The 21,965-nt window shown below is 54.7% G+C and carries 21 protein-coding genes, 1 tRNA gene and 1 pseudogene; 8 read left to right on the top strand and 15 right to left on the bottom strand.

What is annotated here, in order from left to right; genetic code table 11:
- The first annotated feature begins 18 nt into the window (after window positions 1–18).
- The 5 genes from C4E04_RS19210 to C4E04_RS21030 all read left to right on the top strand — a co-directional run bounded on the left by C4E04_RS19210 (window position 19) and on the right by C4E04_RS21030 (window position 3,833).
- On the top strand, window positions 19–1,287 hold the full coding sequence (locus C4E04_RS19210) for a hypothetical protein (RefSeq protein WP_162559479.1): 1,269 nt from the start codon (window positions 19–21) through the stop codon (window positions 1,285–1,287).
- Between the two features lie 93 nt (window positions 1,288–1,380).
- Window positions 1,381–1,875: a DUF488 family protein gene (locus C4E04_RS19205; RefSeq protein WP_109600068.1), complete on the top strand. Its 495-nt coding sequence runs from the start codon at window positions 1,381–1,383 to the stop codon at window positions 1,873–1,875.
- A complete protein-coding gene (locus C4E04_RS19200; RefSeq protein ID WP_245416160.1) occupies window positions 1,832–2,596 on the top strand; it encodes a hypothetical protein in 765 nt (254 codons plus the stop codon). The genes C4E04_RS19205 and C4E04_RS19200 overlap by 44 nt, the downstream gene beginning before the upstream one ends.
- Before the next feature lie 9 nt (window positions 2,597–2,605).
- On the top strand, window positions 2,606–3,400 hold the full coding sequence (locus tag C4E04_RS19195) for a DUF4145 domain-containing protein (RefSeq protein ID WP_109600064.1): 795 nt from the start codon (window positions 2,606–2,608) through the stop codon (window positions 3,398–3,400).
- 46 nt (window positions 3,401–3,446) lie between these two features.
- Entirely contained in the window at window positions 3,447–3,833 is a 387-nt protein-coding gene (locus tag C4E04_RS21030) for a hypothetical protein (protein WP_162559478.1), read from the top strand.
- On the opposite strand, the gene C4E04_RS19190 is transcribed toward C4E04_RS21030, so the two are convergent.
- The 5 genes from C4E04_RS19190 to C4E04_RS19160 form a co-directional block, all read right to left on the bottom strand.
- A complete protein-coding gene (locus C4E04_RS19190; protein ID WP_371682014.1) occupies window positions 3,792–4,241 on the bottom strand; it encodes a recombinase family protein in 450 nt (149 codons plus the stop codon). The two genes, C4E04_RS21030 and C4E04_RS19190, sit on opposite strands and share 42 nt — an antisense overlap.
- A 1,279-nt stretch (window positions 4,242–5,520) precedes the next feature.
- On the bottom strand, window positions 5,521–7,920 hold the full coding sequence (locus C4E04_RS19175) for a hypothetical protein (RefSeq protein ID WP_162559477.1): 2,400 nt from the start codon (window positions 7,918–7,920) through the stop codon (window positions 5,521–5,523).
- A gap of 58 nt (window positions 7,921–7,978) precedes the next feature.
- Window positions 7,979–8,284, bottom strand: coding sequence for a hypothetical protein (locus C4E04_RS19170; protein ID WP_109600055.1), 306 nt, complete (start codon window positions 8,282–8,284; stop codon window positions 7,979–7,981).
- 579 nt (window positions 8,285–8,863) lie between these two features.
- Window positions 8,864–9,748 (bottom strand): DUF4435 domain-containing protein, encoded by an 885-nt coding sequence (locus C4E04_RS19165; RefSeq protein WP_109600053.1) that lies wholly within the window; start codon window positions 9,746–9,748, stop codon window positions 8,864–8,866.
- Complete coding sequence (locus C4E04_RS19160) at window positions 9,748–11,016, bottom strand: AAA family ATPase (RefSeq protein ID WP_162559476.1); 1,269 nt, start codon at window positions 11,014–11,016, stop codon at window positions 9,748–9,750. Before C4E04_RS19160 ends, C4E04_RS19165 begins: the two co-directional genes overlap by 1 nt.
- A gap of 436 nt (window positions 11,017–11,452) precedes the next feature.
- On the opposite strand from C4E04_RS19160, the gene C4E04_RS19155 reads away from it, so the two are divergent.
- Window positions 11,453–11,529: transfer RNA gene (locus C4E04_RS19155), tRNA-Arg, on the top strand.
- A 105-nt stretch (window positions 11,530–11,634) separates the two neighbouring features.
- A complete protein-coding gene (locus tag C4E04_RS19150; protein ID WP_109600049.1) occupies window positions 11,635–12,303 on the top strand; it encodes a hypothetical protein in 669 nt (222 codons plus the stop codon).
- Here C4E04_RS19150 and C4E04_RS19145 read toward each other — a convergent pair.
- On the bottom strand, window positions 12,296–13,909 hold the full coding sequence (locus tag C4E04_RS19145; RefSeq protein WP_162559475.1) for a terminase large subunit: 1,614 nt from the start codon (window positions 13,907–13,909) through the stop codon (window positions 12,296–12,298). The two genes, C4E04_RS19150 and C4E04_RS19145, sit on opposite strands and share 8 nt — an antisense overlap.
- Window positions 13,881–14,291: a phage terminase small subunit P27 family gene (locus C4E04_RS19140; protein ID WP_109600045.1), complete on the bottom strand. Its 411-nt coding sequence runs from the start codon at window positions 14,289–14,291 to the stop codon at window positions 13,881–13,883. Before C4E04_RS19140 ends, C4E04_RS19145 begins: the two co-directional genes overlap by 29 nt.
- 131 nt (window positions 14,292–14,422) lie before the next feature.
- Between C4E04_RS19140 and C4E04_RS21025 the strand changes: the two genes are divergently transcribed.
- On the top strand, window positions 14,423–14,965 hold the full coding sequence (locus tag C4E04_RS21025; protein WP_162559474.1) for a GIY-YIG nuclease family protein: 543 nt from the start codon (window positions 14,423–14,425) through the stop codon (window positions 14,963–14,965).
- Between the two features lie 348 nt (window positions 14,966–15,313).
- Here C4E04_RS21025 and C4E04_RS19130 read toward each other — a convergent pair whose 3' ends face one another.
- The 8 genes and pseudogenes from C4E04_RS19130 to C4E04_RS21590 all read right to left on the bottom strand — a co-directional run bounded on the left by C4E04_RS19130 (window position 15,314) and on the right by C4E04_RS21590 (window position 21,965).
- A complete protein-coding gene (locus C4E04_RS19130) occupies window positions 15,314–15,631 on the bottom strand; it encodes a phage head closure protein (RefSeq protein ID WP_109600043.1) in 318 nt (105 codons plus the stop codon).
- Between the two features lie 2 nt (window positions 15,632–15,633).
- Window positions 15,634–16,221, bottom strand: coding sequence for a head-tail connector protein (locus tag C4E04_RS19125; RefSeq protein ID WP_109600041.1), 588 nt, complete (start codon window positions 16,219–16,221; stop codon window positions 15,634–15,636).
- Between the two features lie 156 nt (window positions 16,222–16,377).
- Entirely contained in the window at window positions 16,378–16,749 is a 372-nt protein-coding gene (locus C4E04_RS19120; RefSeq protein WP_109600039.1) for a hypothetical protein, read from the bottom strand.
- A gap of 30 nt (window positions 16,750–16,779) precedes the next feature.
- Entirely contained in the window at window positions 16,780–18,438 is a 1,659-nt protein-coding gene (locus C4E04_RS19115; RefSeq protein WP_109600037.1) for a phage major capsid protein, read from the bottom strand.
- A pseudogene (locus C4E04_RS21525) lies at window positions 18,438–19,512 on the bottom strand (phage portal protein). The gene C4E04_RS19115 and the pseudogene C4E04_RS21525 overlap by 1 nt, the downstream one beginning before the upstream one ends.
- Window positions 19,513–19,749: 237 nt before the next feature.
- A complete protein-coding gene (locus tag C4E04_RS21020; protein ID WP_162559472.1) occupies window positions 19,750–20,055 on the bottom strand; it encodes a hypothetical protein in 306 nt (101 codons plus the stop codon).
- Between the two features lie 13 nt (window positions 20,056–20,068).
- Window positions 20,069–21,424 (bottom strand): DUF927 domain-containing protein, encoded by a 1,356-nt coding sequence (locus tag C4E04_RS19100; RefSeq protein ID WP_162559471.1) that lies wholly within the window; start codon window positions 21,422–21,424, stop codon window positions 20,069–20,071.
- Complete coding sequence (locus tag C4E04_RS21590; RefSeq protein ID WP_162559470.1) at window positions 21,417–21,965, bottom strand: DUF927 domain-containing protein; 549 nt, start codon at window positions 21,963–21,965, stop codon at window positions 21,417–21,419. The genes C4E04_RS19100 and C4E04_RS21590 overlap by 8 nt, the downstream gene beginning before the upstream one ends.

Here is a 21,965-nt window from a genome sequence, read left to right as displayed (position 1 = left end):
TGGGCGGGCAAGTGGTACGTGAACGATTCAAGCGTCTGCAAAGGGTCAGTTGGTGAGACAGAGGGACTGTTCACCTACACGTCTAACGCTCTCAAGGCATACGAAAGTGAATGCAAGATCGTCCAGTCGACTCCAAGAGGAACGGCTTTCGAGTTGCTAATGCGTTGCGAGAGCGAGGGCGAGACATTCGAGTCGAAGGAAACCGTCGAGCTGATCGGCGGTCGCCTTAAGCGAACAATGGGGCGTAATCGTTCAACCGTCACCTACTCGAAGTGTCCTGAAGAGGGAGTACAATCGGCATCGGCGACAACGCCTCAAAGACTCTATTCGTTCGATATTGAGAATTGGGGTGGTCGCCCCGTTGTGGATGAACAAGGCGCTTTCAAGCGCTGTGCAGCCTGGACACCCGTGAAGGGTAGTCAGGTCACTCTCGGCTTCTCGGCCACGGAAGCGGACGGCAAAGAACTTCGCCTCTTCGTTAGCGATGCAACCTTCATCGAGAATGAAACCTATCCGGCAGAGATTCATACTTCTGGAGGCAGAAGACCGATCTCGATCAACATGATTGCTCGGTCAGCCAAGGAGCTTGGTGTCTCTATCCGTGAGAACCCGGAGCTTCTTGAGCGCCTAGGGGACACAGGACGTATGACCGCTTTTGTAAGGGGTCTTTCAGAGGGACGAGCTTACAACATCGCCGTTCCGTATACGAACATTTCCCAAGCTACCAAGGCTATCGAGGGCTGCGTTCAGGCCTACCATAAAGAGGCAAAGCCTTCAGCCGCTATGCAGGCCTCCACCTCTGCTCCGAACGCTTCCGGCCAATCAAGTCCATCGATGCAGGCGACCAAACCACAGACTCCGCAAGGCTCCAGTCCCGACCAGGAATTGGCGAAGGTGTACAATTACTACCTGACCGTTCAGTGGTGCTCAAAGCCGATTGATATGGGGTTAGTCATTGTCCCTACGACCCTGAAGCCTGAACAAGTGGAGCAGGCCAAGGCCGCTATGCGTGTGATCGATGCCTCCTTCAAGGAACAAAAGGTCGATACCGATGCAGTATGGGCAACGTCTTCGCAAAAGTTCTCGGCAATGTTGGCAGAGCACCAGAAGAAGGTCGAACCCCAACGCAAGCTGCTCCAGCTATCGGGAGAGGCTCCGAAGGAAGCTGATGCCGAAGGCCGTCTCGTGATGGGGCTGACCTGCAATGCGGCGCTGGAGGCGATCCTAGGAAGGGCAGGCACGAAGAAAGAAGAGGCTGCCGCTCCAGCGTTGAAGAAAGACTTTTAATGGCATCGGGCGCAGCCTGTATCGTGAGCCATCTCTAGGGCTGCCCCTATACATCTATTGACAGGAAGCCTACAGGGTGCTCCGAGAGGAGCGATGTCCGTCATCTACACCATAGGCTATGAAGGCACCGATATTGGGCGCTTCGTCAGCACCTTGAAGGCCGTTGGCATAGAGGTGCTCGTCGATGTGCGGGCGGTTGCGCTCTCTCGTAAGAAGGGTTTCTCCAAGAACGCCCTTCGGCAGCACCTGGAAGCCGCTGGTATACGTTATGAGCACTTCATCGACCTTGGTGACCCCAAGGAAGGGAGAGAGGCGGCTCGTGCGGGGCGCTACGATGACTTCCGGCGTGTTTATACGAGACATCTCAAATCCGGTCCGGCTCAAGAGGCTCTACAGGAATTAGGTGAGATCGTTCGTGAGGCTGTGACCTGCCTCATGTGTTTTGAGCGTGATCCTCAAACCTGCCACCGCTCGATTGTATCCCAACGTCTGATGCAACAGGAGCTTGTAATTTTTGATCTCTATGGCGATGATCCCAATCGCTATGTCAGGAACCGTCACCTCCTCCCGAGTCGTCGTTCTAGTTAAAGCTCTCCCGCAGCCTAGCAAGACTTACGGGGAAACAGTGTGCTGCGCCGGGGTAACCCTGGACCGGCAATGGAAGCGACTATTTCCCGTTCGATTCCGCCATTTAAGCGGAGAGGCGAGTTTCAAGCGGTGGGATTGGGTAAAGTTTGACCACCACCGTCCGACGAAGGACAAGAGAGAAGAAAGTTGCCACGTTCACGAGGAGTCTCTGGTCGTAGACGGGCAACTTTCAAAGGCTGAACGAACACGCCTCCTTGTTCCTATGATCATGCCTTCGGGTAAGGCAGCAGAAGAGAGTGGCAAATCACTTGCTCTCATTCGTCCAAGAAACCCGAAATTTTACTACAAGCGTAGGAATGCAGTTGAGGTCGAAGAGGCTCAAGAAGCCTACCGGCATGCTGCACGTCAAACATCCATGTTTGATAAGGAATTAGCGGAGCTTGAACCCTCACCTTATGAGTTCCGCTTCAAGTTTGAGGACGATGCTGGAAAGCATGATTATGAGTGCGGTGATTGGGAAACTCACACCATGTTCTGGAGCGGGTGCAACCGGCATAGTGAGGCAGAAACTCTAAAATGGATGTCTCAAGTCTATAACGAAGAGTATCCTACGAAGGGTATGGCTTTCGCTGTTGGTAACATGGCAAAGCGACCTCAAACTTGGCAGCTCCTTGGAGTGATCCGCTTAAACGACAACAAGCAAGGCGAACTGCTTCTATAGGTTCTTAAGATGGCAACCAAACACGTTGAGCCTACTCTAGGCGCAGAATCTTTCACATGCCCGCATTGTGGGGCTATTGCCCACCAGACATGGTTTCAGACCTTTGGCGGGCGTTATAAGAAGGATAGTAGACCCCATATCCCCGATGTCGAGAGTGCCGAAAGGGTCAAAAGAGACAAGGATATTGATGAGGAAGTGAAGGAGAAGTTGGTTCTTTGGTTCGAGAAGTCATCTTCTAAAGTGCCATTCTTCTTCCCATCAGAGGCCTCTCCCTACAACGCTCCTGAACTCGGAAATGTCTTTGTGAGCGAGTGCTATAGTTGCAATGCGCTTTCAATATGGATTGCCGACAAGCTGACATACCCTCATGTCAAGTATGAGATTGAACCGAATGACGATCTCCCAGAGGAGATCCGACAAGATTTTCTTGAAGCTGCATCGATCGTGAATCAGTCGCCGAGAGGCGCTGCAGCGCTCTTACGTTTATGCATTCAGAAGCTCTTAAAACACCTTGGAGAGAGTGGGACTGATATCAATAGGGACATTGGCTCCCTGGTTAAGAAGGGCCTCGATGCGAGAATGCAAAAAGCTTTGGATATTGTCCGTGTCGTTGGAAACGAGGCCGTCCATCCAGGCAGCATTGATTTGCGAGATGACAAGGCGACTGCCACTAAGCTGTTCGGGCTCGTGAACCTCATTGCGGATCAGATGATCACACAGCCCAAACATCTGGATGCTATGTTCGAGGGCCTCCCTGAAGGCAAGAAGCAGGGGATAGAACAAAGGGACTCGAAACGTGACTGAGGCGCCTATTGAGAGAAACTCAACTCATCTAGCTGGTGAATATTTCGTGGCCGCCGAACTCTATCGCCGAGGGTATTCGGTCGCTCTCACAATGGGCAATGCTAAGGCAATCGATCTATTTGCAGAAAAGAACGGGAGGGCAATTAGCGTTCAGGTGAAGGCGATCCGCTCGAAGAAGAGCGTAGGTTGGCCGATCATGCGTGACCGCATCAAATCGAGCATTGTTTACATCTTCGTCTGCCTCAACGGATTGGATGACGCTCCGACCTACTTCGTCTGCACGCCTGAAGAGGCTAAGGAGCGCTGTAAGCAGTATAAGACCCGTGGGATCATTGATCACTCACGTCTCAACACGGCTGATTACAAGGATCGATGGGACAAGCTGGAGAGCTTACTGAGCACTCAACATCCGGTAGACAGACCGCTCTCCTAAGCCGAGCCTTTGGGCTATTTCTCGCTTGCCTATACCTTGTAGGGCTAGAGCCTTAATCTCATCGACCTTGGTTCGTGCCGTTGGCTTGCGGCCTTTGTACTTACCTTCAGCCTTCGCCTTGGCTACTCCCTCCTTTTGGCGCTCTAGCATTATCTCCCGCTCAAATTGAGCGATGCTACCCAGGAGATTAAGCATCAGGCGTCCAGTTGGAGTGTTAGTGTCAATTCCAAGGTTGAGAATGCGAAGGGCAACCCCATTCTTCTCCAACCGCTCTACGATTTCGCCAAGGTGCCGGACAGATCGGGCAAGCCTATCCAGTTTCGTGACGGCTAACGTGTCGCCTTCACGGGCGAACTCCAGGGCGGCCTCTAGCTGCTTTCGAGGACCTACTGCACTCGTTTGCTCCATGAAGAGCTTCTCACACCCAAGAGCTTTCAGCTCACGCTCCTATGCTTCGAGCCCTGCAACCTGCTCCAGGCTTGATGTTCTGCTGTATCCGATCAGCATTCGTCTTTCTCTGCCATTAGGATCTAAGATATTATGGCCAAGCTGCTGCCAAAAGTCGAATCTAATGTGTGTGGCGAATGTGTCGGGCAATCGGGCGATCTGCCATACAGGCAGGACCTATCGGCAAGCGGCCTCCAATCCACTGACGCCCCTCACTTGACTTTCGGAGGAGATCGGTAACTCAGGGGTGCGGAGACTGATTGCTAGAGAATGAACTTATGCTAGTCGCTGATGTAGTGCCGAGAGAGTTCTTTGTTTGGGTGAGTCCAAATAACTGGTTGGTCCGACATAATCTTGGAACGGTTGGCAGCTTCTCCGGTGGCCCTCTGCTTCCGGAGGCCGATACCCCTGATCATTTGCAATTCATTCCCAACCCTAATCCTCAACCGACATCGATCTCTCCATTTCACAATGGGGTCATTGGCCACTATCGGGTAGAGTATAATTTGGAGATCCAACGATACCACGGTTTCCGAGAATACCCGTCGAGACTTCATGCCCTCTACCTACTCACCAGTAGAGATGCTGCCCATGCATACCAATCGACCCATCCTGAGCACGTATCTGGAAGGGTGTTGAAAAGGGGCATTACAATTGGGCCATACAAGTTTTCAACCCATGATGCATCTTGGATAGATTTCATGCGTCTTGGGCATTCGCTGGACGACGAAGCCATTTTCAACTGCTCACAGGCTTATTGGAGCGGGGTGAAGACCACAGACATACAACTCCGCTCAATGGGGCAGCCATGGAGCGCAACTCCTGTAGAGGAGGTGCTTTTCTACGGACGCCTCGACTTCCCTAATAAGGATCTCAGCGTGAACGACTGAAAGAAACGAGCATGGTCGGAATGCCTTCCCTTAAAAGCACTTGATTGACGGAGGGCAGGTATGTCGTACGATAGCGATCGAATTGAACCTCAGTGAAGAAAGGAAAGTACGGATTTGGATCTTGATAGAGAAACCGAGAGACTAATCGAGAAAAGGATCCTCCACCGATTTGACGAGCGTCGAGACGAAGAGATTCAAGCGGCTCTACAGGCAGTCACTGATAACCTGAAAGCCCAGGGGCGAGACGACATCACTTACCAGACGGTCTACAGTGTGTACCTTGCCGTGATGATGTACTGAACAGCGTTCGAGATGGGCGGCTCACCAATAGCGAACCGCCCGAATGTCACTCAAGCATCCTCGGTTATTCGGGCTTGTAAGTGTCCGTACCTCCTAAGAGAGCGGATGACCCATTCCACCCCGCTCCGACGCTCATGTGGGTGACGTGCATAGGGCCATTCTTCATTCAGTACTTCTCGGATTTGCTCCTCGTTCATACCAGCAGAAGCGAGCTTCAACCCCAACTTGAAGAACTCTGTGTTGCCTTGTTTCTCAATGTGACAGACGCTTCTCCAATGCCGCCTTGCCGCTGTTACCATAGCCTGATCTACAGACGATCGAAGGTTGATGAGCGGTTGAACGGGCTTAGGATGTCTCGTTTCCCGTTCCCTTGCCTTATCCAGCCACTCCTCCGGATCTAGCGGCTTACGGCCACCATCTTCAAAAATCTCAAAGAAACTCGCCTTTGGATCTTTTGCCTGACAGGGACGAAAGAAGAGAGAAGCAGCGTTGAGCTTGCTTCCATCAATGCCGTGGGCCTTACGATTAGGGAAGCGTCGATTTTGCTTCTTATATGTAAAACCGGCATCTATGACGGTCGCAACTATCTCCTTGGCGATTGTCTCGTAATCATCGGCACTTCTGATGATCGTGCTTGTGGGGATATAGATGCGAAATCGTGGCTTCTCCTTCGTCGATCTGAAGCTGTTCCAGCCGTAGAAGGTCAGGGCAGGGTTGATTCTTGCGAAATCCTCAAGTGTTAGATCCCCATCCTCAACATCGAGAAAGATGCCTCTTGCGTATGCTACATCAACCAGCCTTCGGCGCTGATTGGGATAGTAGGGTGGAGCGAAGAGGCAGGGGGAAAGCAGCCTGTTATCCTCCTTCTCGGCATAAGACTGCTTGTGCCACGATCGAAGCTGCTCAATGAATTCTCTTTCATTATTGTAGAAGACGTTCCCGATCAGCTTGTTTGAGTCGACTTTGGGCCACACGGAACAGAAGAATTGCAGTGTAACGTTTTCTCCTAATAGGGTGTTTTCGTTACATTCGTTCTTTGCAATTTCTATGTGAGAAGGGACCAATCCAGGGCAATTTGCTTTCTCAGCTTCTATCTCTTTCAGCCAATTCTTTTCCCTCCATGCGGCTACCCTTGCTGACCCTGAAGCGTATAACTTCTCTCGTCCTGGTTTCCCTTTCAGGGGAGCACACCCGACATCAACATTCAGACGAACATGCTTTGCGTTCGGAAAAGGCTTCTTGAGGAGCCAATCTCTCGCTCCTTTGTCGGCAACAAAGACCTTCTTCTGGTTGAGGTTCTTCGGATTACGGATAGAGCCACGGAGCACTGCCTGATAGATGGAATGGTAGTAGCTCCAGGTGCGCACCTCCTCGGAGGTGATTCCTTGCTCCTCAAGGAACTTGAACTGTGCAGGCGTTGGTAGACGGGCAGACAGGAAGGCTACGTCATCGAAGTGCTGGAAGCTATTCAATCCATGAGGTGAGTGCGGGAGCCGATTCTCTGCTTGGAATAGCGTGTCTGGAACACATTCATTAGCCGCCCAAAGCAGGTCCTTCCCGCCTTGCGTCTCTTTCTTGATGGCCTTCACAATCTCATTGAAGATCCGGTTATTCTCTTTCTTTCGGAGCGTGGATGACCAATCATCATCAATGGCATCATAGATAGTGATTAGGTCACTGTTGTCGTGCTGAGAATACCGCAACCGAAGAGGCGACTTTACGAACTTCACACACTGCTTTGACCATAATTTGTAGAGGAGCGTCTCTTCAAAGAACGCTCCCGCCATCGTCACTGATTTGAAGTTCTTCACCAGAGATGGCTTCAGGATCGAAAAGGCCGTTATTGCCCTTCCGGACCCGCCAACGAGCTTCCGAAATTGTTCCTCGTGGAAGAAGGTGTCCCAATGATTGGATAGAAGGCAATTGGCGAGAGGGCCTAGCTTTTCAGTTACGGCGTCATCGCCAATGCGCCCTTCCGCTAAGGCTCGCAGGTGCGTATCGTTGGTAACGAATGCCCTAATGTAGGTCCCATCCATTGCCTGAAGGTTGACATACTTTGTTATGTGATGATGGATTTGGGACACCAATCCCCGAAAAGAAACAAGAGGATTGATCTCTTCATCGATAAACAGTGTCCAAGGGATCTTCTCGGCGAAGAACTTCGTGCGGACGAAGGCCTCGTGGGTGGAGAAAACGATGCCTCCAGAGGAGAATCCTTTGGCCGACATCTTCGATAGCTCACCAACTGGTCCTTTGACGGTATCTCCATGGATGAGCTGATGTGCGACAAGGGTTAAGCCTGCCAGATCCTTGACGCTCTGATTGCAGAGATCCTTTGTCGGTTGCAGAAAGAGTACGTTTTCGCCGTTAAGTGCGAGCGTATGTGCCTCTTCCAGCATGGCACGGGTTTTCCCTGCGCCTGCAAGGGCGGATAAATAGTGAATATACATATGTGGCGTTGTCCTAGTGTGGCTCCATCTCCGGCATGGGATGGAGCCATTTTTTTGCTTATTGGGCTTCAGAGCCGATCAGTTGGCGCACTTTGAGCGCCTGGAAATGGAAGCCCCTCTCGATGAGGGATGACCTGTACGCTTCGAGCAAGTGACGAAGCTCTGGTCCTTCCTGGATCTGCCGGTTTTGGAAAAGCTCCAATGCGGCTTCGCACTCGTAAGCCATCTCGGAGGCCTGACAGAGATCAAGCTTTTCCTCCGCTTTAAGAGTTAGATGCTGATAGTGGAGAACGGCGGCCTGGAAGGCTTCGGTTATTCGGTTCTTGCGAGTTGTTCCCGCATTGTCATTATTGAATGTACTCATACTTTCTCTTTGTAGATGATCCCTCGGATCAGATTGGAAATCGTAGTTCCTCCTTGTTTTGCTTGATGCTTGAGCCGAGTCAGATGCTCTTCACTCAGGCGACATTTTATCGTCTTAGTCAGTTTCTTGTTTTCCAATGGACCTCCATAGAAGTTGGGAACCTGTCATGTGGGTTCGTAGTATTTAGACGTCTGCTGTGGGTACAAAACGAGCGGTCACCGTGCAGGGGCACGTAGCTTTGGCCGAACAGTCGTATGGGCGAGCTTCATCAGCCCCCTGCAACAAGTGCAGCTGATAAGAAGCGACGAGCGAACGTGATCGCTGAAGCCGAAGGATTCAGACGTGTCCGCTTTTGTAGGGATGCTGAAAGGAACCTTGGAGACCTGCTCCGAACGCCTTACATTCACGAGCAGGAGGAGTGAGCTGTGTCAGCCCTACAGGCTCCGTATCGCACTTGTTTCGAGCGATGTTCTTTAATAACACATACGCTCTTCAGAAGTCAAAAGATGCAATTAGACACAGCGAAACAGATGTCGCCTAAAAGGCGAAAGCGCTATGCAGCGGGCGGGATCTTCTAGCTTAAGCTATCTGAACTGCGTTCAAGCTATCCTTGTAGTGCTGCACAATGTTATCCGCCAACACCTTGCATCGCTTGTCGAACTCTCTGATGAGAAATAGTTCAAAGCTGTTCCCGTCGAGTTTACCCACTCTGCCATTCTTGCGGGCAACGAAGTTAACAATTCGACGGACGATCTCTACCAGGGTCTTGCCGTGGTAGTTCCTCCAAAAATTAAACTCTACGCCTAGAACAGGCGTTTCAGCCAAACGGCTTTTCCGGATTTTGCGTATCTCGTTTGTACGTTTGGCTATCTGCTTTCGGCAGAAACAAGGCTCAATGTTCTGATTTGCCTTTAGGAGTAGCCCAACCTTTTTCTTAGGTTGTAGCGGCAAGCCCTCGGCTTGGAGCGGAACATCAATTGATCCGACAATCCGGCCAATGCGCTCGAAACGCTCCATTATTCTCTCAAGATCCGGTATGACCTCGTCATGCTCTGTAACTCTTGCAAGTAGAAGAGTCATTGAAGCAAGCCCATCAAGGGTGATCACGTCATTCTCCCAACTGTATCCATAAGTATAGAGAACATTCTGATCTGGTATTTTGTCTGCGTAATAGTCGCTGTAGTCCCTGTCTAGGCACACAGCTATATTGCGAATTTCTTTTCTTTCGAGCTTTCTTGCATACTCAAGCGCAGTTGTCTTGCTTCCAACAGGGCGGAATTTGGCTTTCAGGTCTTTTCTGAAGCATCCCCAGGCAGATCGCCATACTAGGCTATCATAGGTAGGGCCTGGATCATCAACATCCTCTTGTCTTTCCTCATCTCCACCTTCAGTGTAGACGATGATATCGACGTTAAAGAAGTGCTTCTGGTTAGCAATGCCAAGGTTAGAGCGGCTGAACGTCATCAGACATGCTCTTCCATTTTGATGATGTTCTTCTCGTATACCGAAACAATATCCGGGCTATGAGTGGCAAAAATGATCTGAATGTTTGGGTTAAGCTTCCTCATGTTAGTCACAAGAGATGACTGCCACTCTACATGCAGGGATAACTCCGGCTCGTCAGCGATAAAAATGTAAGGGCGACCTTCTTGAAGAAGGACTTCACCCAAGAGAATAAAAAGTTGCTTTTCACCAGAAGACATGACTGTAGGTCTAAACATGTGACCTTCGTCTGTGCGCACTACCGGCTCATTGCGGTTGCTTATTATTAGTTCTTTATTTGTGTATTCGCTGTTCATTATTGTGAGAAATTCATTCTTTGGCGAATATACCGAAGATATCCTTTTTTGGGTTTCTTTCCACTCGATCACTAGGTCATGAATTCGCTGGTTATGCGCTAGCGCTAGATAGTCACCAATCTCAATTTGCTCACCTGTAGAAATTTTCGTTAGTGCCTTAGACACCGAACCAAAATGCCTATCCACCTTAGATATAAATTTCTGCTGAGTTAATTGAAACTCATTGAAGATCTTCCGTAGCATAGAAGATTCTTCATGAACGTCCAACTTTTGTGATGAGAAGACATTTGGAATTTTTCCATCGAACAGAAGCTGCAAGAACACGAACTCTTGGAAGCTCTGCATCTCTCTCCGGGCAGTTGTATCCAGAGAAGAAAAGTAATTAGCAAAAGACTGTGCGAGTTCAGTCACTTTCTTATCGACAGAAGAATCAATGCCCTCTGCATCTTCAAAACGTCTGCCAAGAGTTGCTCGATGAATTGAGAGCCATGAGGTTCTTGTCATCTCGCCAAGCGTTGTAGAAATTGCCGAGTTATTAAGAATGAGCTTCCGCCTAGTAGATACCCTGCCGCTTGCGGTTCTTCCATAATCGACGGCTTCATCAAAGATAAGTGTTTGATATCGATCAGAGCGCTTGCGCCTGACACGATACTTCATTGAAGAAAAAAGATCGCTGCTTTTAGTAGTTTTATCAACGATAACATCGCCGATGCATTTTTGTTCTGGATCGTGAAGTATGAGATGGATCTGTTTGAATTGCGTATTCTCAAGTATTTCAAGATCAAGTCGCAGAGCTGCGGCAATCATATTGATGAATGTGGTCTTTCCGCATCCGTTCTTTCCAATCAGAAAGTTAACTTCTTGGTCGAAGTCGATTTCTACTTTCTTGCTGCCCCAAAAACCACTAATAACCGCTTTTTGCAGGAAGTACACAGATTGCCCCAGTCCTAAACTTCGAGAGCTTTGGCGGGACTAAATCAGGGGCTATTAAGCTTGGCAAGACTCTGCACCACCCAAGGTGGCAGGTTACAACTTAGACAATTGGATTGTTGTTTACAGGACACAGGTCCTAGGCCGTCCAGATGCCGGGCCTTGTCACAAATTCCGTCACAATGGACATCAGGGGCCCCCTGAACTAGGGCAGCGAGAGGGCTTGAGAGGTCTCCAGAATCCCCTTAGGGTGCTCTTGTGACCGATGGAGTTTCCATAGGTTTCCAAGGAGTAGCTTGGCTGTTCCTTCCCGCTCATGGCGCACCCGACCCGGTTTGAACGTGTGACCTTTGATCTTCGGAGGTTCTCTCATTCGCCGGTGAAAGCTTGCCCTGAGACCCCTAATCGGGTAGGGAAGAGGTCAGGCCCAAGGCCCCACGCACCCGTAGCTCAGCTGGATAGAGCGTTGCCCTCCGAAGGCAAAGGTCACACGTTCGAATCGTGTCGGGTGCGCCATAATTTCCAATAAGTTAGGCAAAACATGATCCGTGCCGCCCAGGCTGGTGTCACCACATAGTCACCAACTGGTGAGATGCGCGGTGCTTTCTGGGGGATTCGCAAATGGCTGATTTTGACTACATCACGCGACAAAATGTTCGTTATTCTCGGTTTCACGACATTCGGAACCTATTCTTTGAGAGCCTCTGCGCGGCCGAACAGCATTGGTTTTTTGTTCAGGGCCACGATGCCTACGTCAATGAGCTCTACGTGCCAGCATTGTCGTCCCTACTGAACGGCATTGAGGCGACACTGAGAGTGACGCTCCATCTCCTCGATAAGAAGCCTGAGCAAGACATTCGTGATATTTCTCCATATCGAGTCTTGAGCAACAAGCTTATTTTGCAGGCTCATGAAGTGGGAATGCCAGTAAAATACTTGGCGTTCAATGACGAAGAGAAATTTTTCGAGCATCTAAGCTCTGAAAAACCCAACAAAATCGATGTGGAGATTGTCCGTCTCCGCAACAACATCTGCCATGGCAATATCATGGAGTTCGTTAATGTCGATTTGGGCCCGGAGAATTCTTTCTTTACCCCCGAATCACTAAAAGTCACGACTGAGAAGGTGCTGGCCATCAGTGCTGATTGGTGCGAAATGCTTGGACGGTTCAGAAGGGAACACGGCTTCAACCACTATGATCGTACCAACGACGGGCAGATTAACAAGGATCTGGTGCTGTTCGACAAAATCCAGGCGAGCACCAAGGCGGATCAAAACTCTGCTAAATGAACAGGAAGCCTTCAGGCCGTTGTGTCTCATAGGGTGATGGCCCGGTTTCGTTCGCCAGGATGCGGCCCACGGCCATAGCGGCAGCAACGGCTCCATCGATCCGGCCGCGCGCCCGCTCTTTAGTGAACTTCTCGTTCTCGGCCGCGTCCTTGTCGGCAACCACATTGCCAAAGCACATGCGCAGGAGCGGGTTACCGCCGTGGCGGAAGTGGCCGGACAGGATCGCCCGCTTCAATTCCTTCACAGGGGCGGCCATGCTGGCGAAGCCCTGCCCGAACTGGTTGATTGTGAAACCCTCTTCCTGAAGGGCCGTGTTCACCGCCGTGGAGTTCCAGCGGTCGATAGCGATTTCCTGAACCCCATACTTCGTGCCCAGCTCAACCACGTGGTCCACGATAGCGGAATGGTCCACCACGTTGCCTTCGGTCACGGTCAGGAATCCGCCTTCTTTCCAGCGCAGATAGTCCGCCTGATCCTTTTCGGCTTTCTTTGCCAAACCGGCTTCGGGCAGGAAGAACATCGGCAACACGTCATAGCGGCGGCCCTCTCCATCGCCATCGGGGAAGACGGCAACCACGGCCGTCAGGTCTTCCACGCTCGACAGGTCCACGCCAACCCAGCACGGCCGCCCGGATAGATCCCCAACCGGCGTCATCGGCTCGGCCGCGTCATAGACTTCGAGCGCCAGCCACGGGCTCGCCGCGCCCTCCTGCCATTGGTCGAGGTGGAAGCGGCGGAAGTCCGCAATCTCGGCCGGGAAGTGCTCAATTCGCCGCGCCTTGATGCGTAGCTCTTCGAGAGAACAGAAACCGGCGGCAATTGCAGGGTTTGCCATGCGCCAGGCGCTTTCATCCCGCCAATCCGCTTCAGGCGGAGCCGCGAAGATGATGGGTGCAAAGGTCGGGTCTTCGATCTCGCCAGACGCCACTTTGTGCGAATACTGCCACAAGTCCCAGGCAAGGCCGCCTTGCCCTTCGCCGGCCGTGGAGATGATCACCGTGAGAGGGTGCGACCGCTTCACCATGGAGTCGGTGACGGTTTTGAAGAGCTTCCGGCCCTCACCCAGCGGCCAGGCGTGAACCTCATCGGCCAGGAAAAACGACACGTTCAGGCCGTGCTTCGAATAAGCCTCGCTCGAGATAGCCTTCAGGGTGCTCTTCGTCTTGGGATGGCCAAGAGTCTTCCGGCTCTCAATGGCCCGAACCCGAGAGGATAAGGTGTCGTCCTGCAGAACTAACTGGTGAGCGGAGTTGAAGGCGATGCCAGCGTTCTCTCGATCCGCAGCGGCCATGACAACCTGTCCGCCGGCCTCCGCCTCTGGTCCCAGGAAGTGAGCCAGGCCAAGCCCAGCGGCCAACGTCGTTTTGGCGTTGCCACGTGGTATCCAAATGCAGGCGATCCGCACCAGGCGCGCGCTGTCGTCGGTGCTCGGCCCGTAAATGCGCCGGACAATGGCTTCTTGAAAGTCGTGGAGGTGGAAAGGCCGTCCGGCAAAGTCGCCTTCCCACAGTTTGAGCCGCCGGATAAAGCGGCTGATACGGTCAGCCCTGCCAGTCGGATCAGGATAAAGCGCCGGATCAGGCGAGAAGATCGGACTCCCAGCCATCGTCATGTTTCCCTTCGTCTTTGCTTTTCATGCCGCGACGGTGCGGGGTTAGCCCCAGCTCAGCGGCCAGTAGTCGTGCTTCACGCATTGCGGCGCTTTGCATCTTGAAAGCCGGGTGAGGCGACATGCCTTTCTCGGTTTCAACCAATCGGCCGTCACGGGCCATGATCTCTTCGGCTTCGCGCACCATCCCCACCGCGACGCAATAGCTTTCCAGGGTCGCCATCGTGTCTGTGGTCAGCAGATTGCGGCCATGCAGTTGCGGCGCAGCCCTCTTCCATTCCGCCTTGGCCTGTGAGGTCAGCCAGGCCGGTGCGGAAGGGCATTTGCCCCGAACCGTGCCGCCATCGATGACGGTCAAATTCGGCTTGCGGCCCTTCATTTCAGAAAACTCCCATTTTCGAAGAGATTGCGCGCAAGATGGGGGCGTCGGTCCTTGGCGAATAGGCGAAAATTCCAAGATGCCCCTGGCCTTTGGTATGGTGGCGCGAACACCGAATCGGGGAGGGCTGGATGCAGTCGAGCGAACTTGAGCAAATTGCACACCACCTGCTGAACGAACGACCATTGCAGACCAGTGCGGAAATACGCGCTCTTCAGCAGGCCATTCCCATGGAACCGGGCATCTATGCATGGTTCTTCGCATCCACGCTTGGGCTCCCTGTTCATGACGAGTTGCCCCGCCGAGATGGAATGGTGTTTCTTTACACGGGCATCGCCACCCGGCTTCGAAAGCGCCTGTTGAACCACTGCAACAACTCTTCTGGAAGTTCGAGTTTGCGGCGCTCGATTGGCTGCCTTTTGATGAACGAACTCGGCCTCCAAGCCCGCACCACTGGCGTGAGGCGGAAGCTCGCCTTTGAGAGACAGGGTGAACTCGCACTGTCTGAGTGGATCGTTGCCAATGCACGTGTGGCTTGGATCCCGTTCACCGAACCCGGCATACTGGAAAGCTGGATCATTCAGCACTACCGGCCTCCTTTGAACATTCAGGAGAATGCGGGTGAAACCCAATCTCACTTGATGCAGCTCCGCGCTGACGCTCGGGGAGCTTGAGCCGGTTGCCGAACGCGCCTTCCTCCCGAACCGCCTTCCGGCTGTTGCAGCGGCGGTTGTAGGGTTGCCAGTTGGAGCGGTCCCAAAACAGGAGCTTGTCACCTTTGTGAGCAATGCGGTGATCGACCATATCGGCAACCTGTCCGCAGCCGCAGGCACAGAAGCGGTTATGCGGAAGAGCGAGAAACGCTTTGCTCTCTCGTTCCCACTTGCTGTCATAGCCACGTGCGCGGGCAGAGGGACGACGGGCATCGGCCGCAGCCTTCGAGGCGGCAGCACAGACAGGGCAGCGCCGATCACGGAAGGGCGGGTGTCCGGCTGGGCAATGCTTCGGAGCTGACCAGGGCATTAGGCACCTGTTGCCGTCGTGTGAAGCTCAAGCCCTTCACGCCGTCCGATTTCACGGACTTGGTGAATGTCGTGCTGGCGTCCCTCATAGATCACGCGATGCGTGGTCGTGATGCTGTCTATCCAGCGGGTGCGGAAAACAACCCGGCGTTCCGGCGTGATTGCGGATGCCTGAATGAACTCCCGGCCGCTTTCCTGTTGCACCGAAGCCCATACAGTTGCCAGATCAGCCCAGGTCGGAATCTCGTTGCCATATCCATCATCCACGGTCGTGTAGTGCTGAACCGTGATGCGCCGATCCATGATGCCCGCGCGCATGATCAGAAGCCCAACAGTCGATAATCGCGGATCAGGTCTTCGTAGCCGTGCGGCGTCTCGGTGATGAAACCGGAGCCGAGAGTGACGCTTTCCCGGTTCGCATAGAGGTGGCCCACATGCATTTTGATGGCCGTTCGGATCGGCTCAGGCACATCGGCCGGCGTTTCACCGAAGCCCGCCGTGAACTCGATGAAGGCGCTCTCAGTGTCGTAAGTCTCAGGCCAGGCCAGTCCGCGCGCCGCGCGGATCGCTGCTCCGTCAAAGCCAGACGGGCCGGAGACGCGGTAATCCGTGGCGGTCACGTCCACCTCTTCGCCATCGTGGCCGAGGTAGTAGATCCGGTTAACAGCCTGCACAGGAGGGAAGGGCAGGACGATTTCACGGCTGAAGCGATCGAGCGACAGGCGCCAAGTCTGATTGATCAAGCAGCGGCCAAGCAGACCATAACGGCCATCGAGCTTTTGTGTGGCCGTGCGGATGAAGTCCGTGAGTAGGGTGTCCTCAAAGTCTTGCGTGATGCGAAGGTGATCCTTCACCTCATCGAGTGTGACCGGATCGACGGCCGGCGGGGTGATCAGCGTTAGCTTCATCTTGTCCTCTCAGAATGATGCGAGGGACCGGGTATCGCCTCCCCGGTCCCTCTTGCGATCTCGTCACCTTGACCTCTCTGAACAGATCGTTGCCGGGCGGCGGGGAGGTGACTTCTCGGTGTTGGCCTGATCGCATCGGCCTCAAAGACTGCCGCCCTAAGCTCCGCGCCGATGGCCGAGAATGGCCATCACGGCAATGCCGGTCCCTTTCGTGCTCTTGCCCTTCGGGGAGAGGGAAAGACGCACATAGCGCCGCTGGCCCGTCGTGCCGCCGGTGTAGCCGAACGGTTCACCGCTCTCGATTTCACCAAGCACGTTGTCAGGCCGGACAAGCTCCCATTCCTTGCCGTTGTCACTGTGCTCCATGGCGAGCTCGAAGCCGCTGGAGCTGCCGCCCTCGGCCATGGAGATGGCGAAGGTGAGCGAGTCATAGCCCGCTGTGTCCACGGCCGCGCCGTTGGCCTTGCCGGAATAGACGCCCGGCTCGATCACAGGGACCACTTTGATGCTGTTTCGCATGTCGCGCATGTCGATACCCTCCGAATGAGGAAGCGGCCGTTAGGCCGCCACCTTCAGCTTCACGAAGCGGTCGGGATGGGTCACGTCACCACCCACACGCTTGCGGGCATGGAAGGTCGTGATGCCGTTCCGGGCGCGGGTGTAAGGATCGCGGAGGATCGAAAGGCCGATGCGGTCCACGATGCGGTAGCCGGACCAGTCGCCAAAGTCGACAGGGAAAGCGTTGGCGGCCACGTCAGGCATATCCACCGCCTCGATGACCGGCCGGCCGAGAAGCGTCATCGGTGCCCCTTCGGTGATCGGCTCGTTCAAGAGGTAGCGGCCCTGTGCATCCTTCCAGAGACGCATGGTGCCCATGACATTCCGGTTCATGAGCCACGCGCCGCGCTGGGCGTAAGCCGTAGGCAGGGCGTGGTACATGCGAACCAGAGCGTCAGCCGGATCGGTTGCCGCGAAGCCATCAGCCTTACCGGTGTTGATCTCGGCAACGCCCGCAGCCTGCAGGACGCCTTTCGGCTGCTTCACGCCAGTCCCGTTCACAAACGCAACACTCTCTTTCTTGCCGAAGCTCTCGGTGTAATCGAGGCGAAGCTCTTGCTCCAAGTTATAGGCGTTGTCCTCAAGCAACTGGTTGGACACTTCCGTAAAGGTTACCAGTTCCCAGGGCGTGAGGGTCACTTGCTCGAAGGTCGGTTCCGAAGCCGTGCGGTCCTCAATCTCATCCACCCAATAGGCAGTCGTGCCGGAGACGCGGCGCGGGTAGCGGATTTCCGGCCCGGTGATCTGCACCACGCGGGCGTATTGCCGGATAGGCGAGAACTCCACCATGTTCTTGAAGAGCTCGGTGCCGAACGTCTCAGGAGCGAGATAGCCAGCCGAAGGATCGTTGGCGACGGTGAGGGTCTTCACCTCGTCGGCCGCCATGCGCTCGACGCCGCGACGTAGGAAGACGGTGAAAGCCTTGCCCTCCACATTCTCCGGTGCCGCCTTCGTCTCGGTGGCGGAGCCGGGACGGTTGAGCTTGGCTTCGATCCTGTCAGCAACGGACTTTACGGAACCAACCTTTTCTTCCACCGCCGACAGGCGGGTGTCGATGGCCGAAACCGTCTCTGCCAAGCCATCAACGCGCTCGTTGATGTCCGTCTCATTGCCCGAGTTACCGCCGGGCGCGGTTTCCTTCTTTTCCATGGTCGTCCTCTTGGATGATGCCGCGCCCTTCGCGGCGGTAGTGTTGGCCGGAGCCGACTTAATCGACAGCACACGTGCCCGGCTCGACGCGGGACGTCGAACAAGGCTGATCTCGTGCAGCTCGATTTCCTGAAGTGAGCGGGTGCCGTCCTGTCCGCGATCCGCCTTCACGGCGCGGTATCCGATGGACAGGCCATCAATTCGGCCCCCACACGCTTGCTCATAGACTTCGCGCCCGCCGGGCGTGTTGAGGTCCAGCCGGCCCTTCACCCGAAGCCCAATCTCGTCTTCCTCGATCTCCAGCCATTCACCGATTGGCTCGCCTTTGTGCTCCCGCAGCATCAACGGCATGGTGCCGCTGACGTCGTGAGCCGACAGGGACGCCGCAAAGGCTCCCGGCTCGATCACATCGTTCACGTAATCGGCGGGCCGGCCGAAGAGGGAGGCATAGCCGGAGACAAGCCCGGCATCGCCGGTCGCAAACTTCACTTCGAGGGTGAGGTGCTCCATCACTCGTCCTTCGGCTTGTTCGGATCTTCGGTGTTCATCGGCAGGCGGAATTGATCGCCGCCGGGATAAGGCGCGCGGTTCTCAGCAGTCCTGACTTCATTCGGGTTGAGAATGCCGTTCGTGACAGCCTTCGCATAAGCCTCGAAGCGGGCGGCAAGATCGGCCCGCGCCAGGTCGTCGGCCAGGAACTCAGCATAGTAGTCGCGGCGCTCTTCAGCCGTCAGAAGCGAGCGGCTGATTGCGCCCTCCCAGAGCTTCAGCCAGGGCAGGACGGTGAGCGACAGGAACTGTTGTCCCATGCTCTCGGCATTGTTGTGCGTGGCGCGCTCAAGCTCTTGCAGCAGATGGAGCGGGATGCGGAAGCCACGCGCGATCTCCGCAATTTGATGCCGCCGCAGCTCAAGAAACTGAAGGTCCACGGACGTAAACTGAAGCGCCTGGAAATCCATGCCGTCTTCGAGGATCAGCGTCCGGCCGCTGTTCGGTCCTCCAGCATGAGCGGCGTTGAAGCTCTCCCGGAGGCGCTTGGCCAAGTCCGGTCCAACCATCTTGCCATATTTGAAAACGCCACTCGGCCGCGCCCCATTGCTGAAGAGGCGCGCCGTGTTCCTCCATCACCAGCGCCAGGCCGATAGCCTCCCGCATCTGAGAGATGGGCGAAAGGCCGATGTGCGGTGAAGTGCCCAGCGTCTTCAGATGGAAGATTTCGGTTCGGTCATAGACACGCTGGCTGTCATCACCAGACGAAACCTTATAGGAAGGCTCCATCGTCACCGGATCGACTTCGACGGTCACGCACGACGACGGGATAGGGATAAGCTCGAAGAGCCGGCCATTCGTCCGGTTGATGAAGGCATAGGCGTTGCCGTGAAGGCAAAGGGCCGTCTGCATGAACAACCGGAACTCGAAAGAACTCGTCCACTCGTTCGGCTGATCGTGCAGGAGTTCAGAAAGCGGATGATCGGCGGCACGTTCCTTCCCGCCGCCTTCGGTGCGGCGGTACAGATGAAGCGGAAGTTGAGCCACGCTTTCGGCAATTACCTTAACGCTGGCGTAAACCGTCGCGCAGCGCATCGCGCTCTCAGCGGTGACAACTGTGCCGGATGCGGTTGGGGTTGCACCGAAAAGAGCAAGTAACTCGGCCGAGGGATTGGCCAGGGAAGATTTCGTTTCAGGTCGAAACAGACCTTTGAGCTTTTCGATCATTGTCGCCTTGCGCGTTACAAGGCGAAGATCGGCCAATAAGGAAGTAAGTCAAAGAATAGATGGCTAGAAGATGTGACTTAAATATGCTGGAATTGTCACGGTATTTCAGTAACTTGCGCGCGTATTATTAATTTCTTCACGTGCTAAACGCTCAGCTTCCTGCCGGGAGTGTCCGCCATCATATTCGAGGATCGCAGCCCGTTCCTCGAAAGCCATCTGCCAGTCGTTTTCGTCCCAGCCATTATCATTTTGAGGTGTAACAGGTGTAACGGGTGTAGCGCGTTTCCTAAGTAGCTGATTTAATTTCTTATTTCTGGTTACGCCACCTGTTACACCTCGATGGTGGGGAGGTGTAACAGGTGTAACGCCGATCTTGCGGGCGAGGGCGTCGAGGAGGTCATAAGCCTTCATGGGTTCGTCCTCATCAGCCGAAGTCGTATTCAGGTTCGGCGGCTTGGTCATCGGCAAAGAGTTGCGGCGTGAGCAGGTAGACCCTTACGGCCTTGTCGAAGCCGGGAACACGTGCAACGGTTTGCATCTTCCCACCAGAGCCGCGCTTCAGCATCCCGCGATTGCTGAGCACCTTTGCGACAGCTCCGGCATCCATTCCGGCACAGACCTCGGACTGCCAGGACTGAGGCAGAACAAGATACTCAATGCCGCCGCTATCAGTCCGCCGCCTGAAGCCAACACGGTTGTTGATGCGCAATTCTACCGGGCTGCCGATGCTGTCGGTTGGCACAAGATTGCCCATTGGCGCGAAGCGGGACGTGCCGTGCAGCTCGATAAAGTGCCTCACTCTCGCAATCGCCTCCCGCTCCTCCGCAGGCTCGACGCCGCCACGTGCGGCAAGCCAGTCCTGAAAGCACCGTGCTGCAGCTCTTGTTGCCTCTCCACGGCTCCATGGCAGAACGCCGAATGTGGCCGCCATCTCACCGCCGCCGGCAACCAATCCAAACCGGGCCGCTACCCTGCTAACCTGTCCATCGGCATCCTTGGGACAGTATGCAGTCAGGAACTCGTCTCGCAGGCCAATGACGACAGGGGCGATACCCTTGAAGTCCCTCGTAAGATGGGTGAGGAACTCCCGGCAGGCGCTGCCGTAGAACTTATTCGTTGCGGTTTTCAGGTAGCGTGCGAAAGCATCGGCGCTCTCAAAACCATGGAGGTTTTCGAAGATCCCCATGCCGGCACCAGCATCGGCCAGAATATCGACGACACGGACTTGCTGACCCGCTGCAACGCGCCGCCCGCGCCCATCTTCCGCGATCTTGTCCGCAAGGCCAACCTCGCCACTCGACAGAAACAACAACCGCCATTGAGCCGCCGGGCGCGCCTCACCGTTGCGGTTGGCGCGGCTTTTGCCGATGCCGTTCGACAGCATGTAAGCAATCGCGCCAGCTTCCCGGCCGTCAACCTGTCCGAGCTCGTCCAAGCACAGAAGAGAGTCGCAGTGAATGGCGCAAATACCTTCAAGCCCGTTCGACGTGGCGCGCCAGGTACGAACAAAACCACGGACACCACCACCCCATACAGATCCGGCTACAGTCAATGCCGTTGTCTTCCCGGTGCTCGATCCGCCTCGAAAGTGAAGGCCACCGGACTCCGAATCCGTAGGATAGAGAAGAGGCGCGGCAAAGGCTGTTGAGATTGCCAGCACCAGGCGCGAGTTGCCGACGGCATAGCGGGCAACCTCGTCCTGCCGGTCCTTCAGCTCACCGCTCACACGGAAGGCATGATCCACCGCGCCGGATGCCTGAAAAACGATACGCTCACCCATTGGAGTGATCTCCGATTGCGCCATTCGGCAGAACAAAGGTTTCCAGCTCCCAGCCGAGGCGTCCGACGCATCGCGCCTTATCACCAGGCTGGGCGGTGCTGATGTATTCGTGCAGAGCATCGCGGGCGAACTTGCCCGGTGCCATGATCAGGCCGAGAGAGAGGAGGCGTTCACGATAGGCCGTGCCGTCGCCGGCCAGCATTGACATGGGCATTGCCCAGGTCTTCACGCGGCCGTCACGATCCGTCACGGAAAGCAGGCGACCCCATTCCTCACCCTCGGAAGATCGCGTTTCAGCGGACACTTCAAGACGTGAACAGAACCAGCGCCACTCCACAGTTGTGATGCCGAGTTCCTTGTCACGTGCCTCAATACGCTTCTCCACGCCGCGTTCAGTGAGCCGGAATGGCCATTCTTTCTTTGCGACTTTCGCTAGTTTCTCAGCCGGCGGGTTTACGTCGTGATAGGGAATGGAACCGTTCGGTTCAGATGCGCCCATAGGGTTGGGCACATCGGCAAAGCGATCATGTTCAAGCCGCAC

It is taken from the genome of Microvirga sp. 17 mud 1-3, from assembly GCF_003151255.1.
GTDB lineage: Bacteria > Pseudomonadota > Alphaproteobacteria > Rhizobiales > Beijerinckiaceae > Microvirga.
The sequence above is the reverse complement of the archived record's forward strand: the minus strand, read 5'-3'. Positions and strand labels throughout refer to the sequence as shown.